Source organism: Streptomyces sp. NPDC055078, assembly GCF_053607985.1.
In genome coordinates, this window is record NZ_JBSGUP010000826.1 from 1 (window position 1) to 3,203 (window position 3,203).

3 protein-coding genes are annotated in these 3,203 nt (G+C 70.3%); 2 read left to right on the forward strand and 1 reads right to left on the reverse strand.

All coding sequences use genetic code 11. The features are described 5' to 3' along the window. Positions 1 to 78: 78 nt before the first annotated feature. On the reverse strand, positions 79 to 1,401 hold the full coding sequence (locus tag ACWF94_RS37290) for a PhoH family protein (RefSeq protein WP_453499171.1): 1,323 nt from the start codon (positions 1,399 to 1,401) through the stop codon (positions 79 to 81). Between the two features lie 413 nt (positions 1,402 to 1,814). Here ACWF94_RS37290 and ACWF94_RS37295 point away from each other — a divergent pair, with 413 nt between their 5' ends. Further along, positions 1,815 to 1,991 (forward strand): hypothetical protein, encoded by a 177-nt coding sequence (locus ACWF94_RS37295; RefSeq protein WP_453499173.1) that lies wholly within the window; start codon positions 1,815 to 1,817, stop codon positions 1,989 to 1,991. Between the two features lie 13 nt (positions 1,992 to 2,004). Further along, positions 2,005 to 3,042 carry an L-glyceraldehyde 3-phosphate reductase gene (gene mgrA, locus ACWF94_RS37300; RefSeq protein ID WP_453499175.1) on the forward strand — a complete coding sequence of 346 codons (1,038 nt, stop codon included), beginning with the start codon at positions 2,005 to 2,007 and terminating at the stop codon, positions 3,040 to 3,042. Positions 3,043 to 3,203 lie beyond the last annotated feature (161 nt).

A 3,203-nucleotide genomic window follows, 5' to 3' on the forward strand; every position in this document is an offset into this window, starting at 1 on the left:
GAGCGGTGGAGGGCCGGATCTGTCGGGCCCTGTGCACGGCCGGAACGGTCGGGCCCGGTGGAGGGCCGGAACGGTCCCTCAGATCTGTCCGTCCTCCAGCATCTCGGTGACCAGCGCGGCGATCTGGGACCGCTCGGAGCGGGTGAGGGTGACATGCGCGAAGAGCGGATGCCCCTTCAGCTTCTCCACCACGGCGACGACTCCGTCGTAGCGGCCGACCCGCAGATTGTCCCGCTGTGCCACATCATGGGTGAGAACGACCCGGGAGTTCGCCCCGATACGGGAGAGCACCGTCAGCAGGACATTGCGCTCCAGCGACTGGGCCTCGTCCACGATGACGAACGCGTCGTGCAGCGAACGGCCGCGGATATGGGTGAGCGGCAGGACTTCGAGCATGCCGCGCCCCAGCACCTCCTCGATCACATCGCGGCCCGCCACCGCCGACAGCGTGTCGAAGACCGCCTGGGCCCAGGGGCTCATCTTCTCGGCCTCGGTGCCGGGGAGATATCCCAGCTCCTGGCCGCCCACCGCGTACAGCGGACGGAAGACCATCACCTTCTGGTGCTGCCGGCGCTCCAGGACCGCTTCCAGTCCGGCGCAGAGCGCGAGCGCCGACTTGCCGGTGCCGGCCCGGCCGCCGAGCGAGACGATGCCGACCTCGGGGTCGAGGAGCAGATCGAGCCCGATGCGCTGCTCGGCGCTGCGGCCGTGGATGCCGAACGCCTCCCGGTCGCCGCGCACCAGCCGTACATTGCCGTCGGCGGTGACCCGGCCGAGCGCCTTGCCGCGCTCGGACTGGAGGACGAGCCCGGTGTGGACGGGCAGCTCGCCCGCCTCGGGGACGTACAGCGTCTCCTCGCTGTAGAGCAGATCCACCTGCTCGGCGGAGAGCGACAGCTCCGACATACCGGTCCAGCCGGAGTCGGTGATGGCCAGCTCGGCGCGGTACTCCTCGGCCAGCAGGCCGACGGATGACGCCTTGATGCGCAGCGGCAGGTCCTTGGAGACGACGGTGACGTCGTACCCCTCGGCCTGAAGGTTTCTCGCCACCGCCAGGATCCGTGAGTCGTTGTCGCCGAGCCGGAACCCGGCGGGGAGGACGCCGGGATCGGAGTGGTTCAGCTCGACCCGCAGGGTGCCGCCGAGGTCGCCCATGGGGATGGGGGAATCCAGGCGTCCGAAGCGGATGCGGCAGTCGTCCAGCAGGCGCAGGGCCTGGCGGGCGAAGTAGCCCAGCTCCGGATGGTGCCTCTTGGCCTCCAGTTCCGTGATGACCACGATCGGGAGCACCACTTCGTGCTCGTCGAAACGGGTCAGGGCGTTCGGATCGGCCAGCAGGACGCTGGTGTCGAGAACGTAAGTGCGCCTGTCGGGCATCCGGCGCTTTGTGCTGTTCACCACGGAAGGACGTACCCCCTCGAATGAGGTCGGCGGTGCTTCGCCGTCACGGGCCAGAGGTCTCCTGCGCGGGGGCAGGAGACGCGGTCCCCCCGCCTGGGGCGGGGGAAGAGCCGGGCTTCGGGCCCCTGTGCGCGGGCCGAGCACCGGCCCTCCGCGTGGTCCGCACAGGGGGTGCGTGCCATCGTGCGCAAAGGGCCTCCCGGGTGAGTGGTCAAAGCCACTCACTGAGATACGACGTTCCTGGATCGGACGTCGACCTGCAAGGGATATTCCCTCGAACACGCGTCACCATGCCAGGTGGGGGACGACGTATGGATGAACACCGGGTGATGGGTTGTGCTGAGGGCGTCCCCCCTAAGGAGTGTCAGCCGCCGTGGCGGCGGTGGTACTCCGCGCGGGCGCACTACCGGGGCATGAACCGGACAGCCGCCGTCCGCCGCCGGTACGGATCACCGGACCGGATCCGGCTGACGCCGGGCGCGGAGCAGTTCGGAGATATGTTCGATGTCGACGGCCTCGGGGCCCAGGGCGCGGCCACGCCCCCGCGGACCGGACACAGCGCCATAATTCGGCCGGTCACGGGGGCGTGATAGGGAGGCAGGTGTGACTGACTCAAACTCCTATGCCGCCGCTCCGGATCGCTACGAGTCGATGGAGTACCGGCGCAGTGGCCGCTCCGGACTGAAACTGCCCGCGCTGTCGCTCGGCCTCTGGCACAACTTCGGCGACGACCGCACCCTGGCGTCGCAGCGCGCCATCCTGCGCCGCGCCTTCGATCTGGGCGTCACCCACTTCGACCTGGCGAACAACTACGGCCCGCCGCCCGGCTCGGCCGAGCTGAACTTCGGCAAGATCTTCGCGCAGGATTTCGCCGCCCACCGGGACGAGCTGGTCCTCTCGACCAAGGCCGGCTATCTGATGCATCCGGGGCCGTACGGCGAATGGGGGTCGCGCAAGTACCTGCTGTCCTCGCTGGACGCGTCCCTGCGGCGCATGGGGCTGGAGTACGTCGACATCTTCTACTCCCACCGCTTCGATCCGCACACCCCGCTCGAAGAGACGATGGGGGCGCTGGCCTCGGCCGTACAGCGGGGGAAGGCGCTGTACGCCGGCGTGTCGTCGTACACCGCGGAGCAGACCGCCCGCGCGGCGCGGCTCCTGGCGGACATGGGGGTGCCCGCCCTGATCCACCAGCCCTCCTACTCCATGATCAACCGCTGGATCGAGGACGACGCGCTCCTCGACACGCTGGAGCCGGCGGGCATGGGCTGTATCTCCTTCGTCCCGCTGGCCCAGGGACTGCTCACCGGGAAGTACCTCAACGGCATCCCTGAGGGCTCCCGGGCCAGCCAGGGCAAGTCCCTCGACCCCGGTCTGCTCTCCGACGAGGTCGTCCGCAGGCTCAACGGGCTGAACGACATCGCCGGCCGCCGTGGGCAGTCGCTGGCACAGCTCGCGATCGCCTGGGTGCTGCGGGACCCCCGAATGACGTCGGCGCTGATCGGCGCGTCGAGTGTGGCGCAGTTGGAGGAGAACATCGGGGCGCTCACGGGTCCGCCGCTGACCGCGGCGGAGCTGACCGAGATCGACGCCTTCGCCCTGGACACGGCGGGCACGAACATCTGGGCGGGTCGCGACTGACGCGCGGGCTGCGGGGCGGCCGGGGGGCGGGGGCCTGGTCCCGGGGGGCGGGGCCTGGTGCCTGGTGCCGGGGGCCTGGCGCCGACCGGAGGCGGGGGCAGAGGCGGGGGCGGGGGCACCGCTCGTGGTGGGCCGGGAAAAGAAACCGGGCCGGTCCGTGG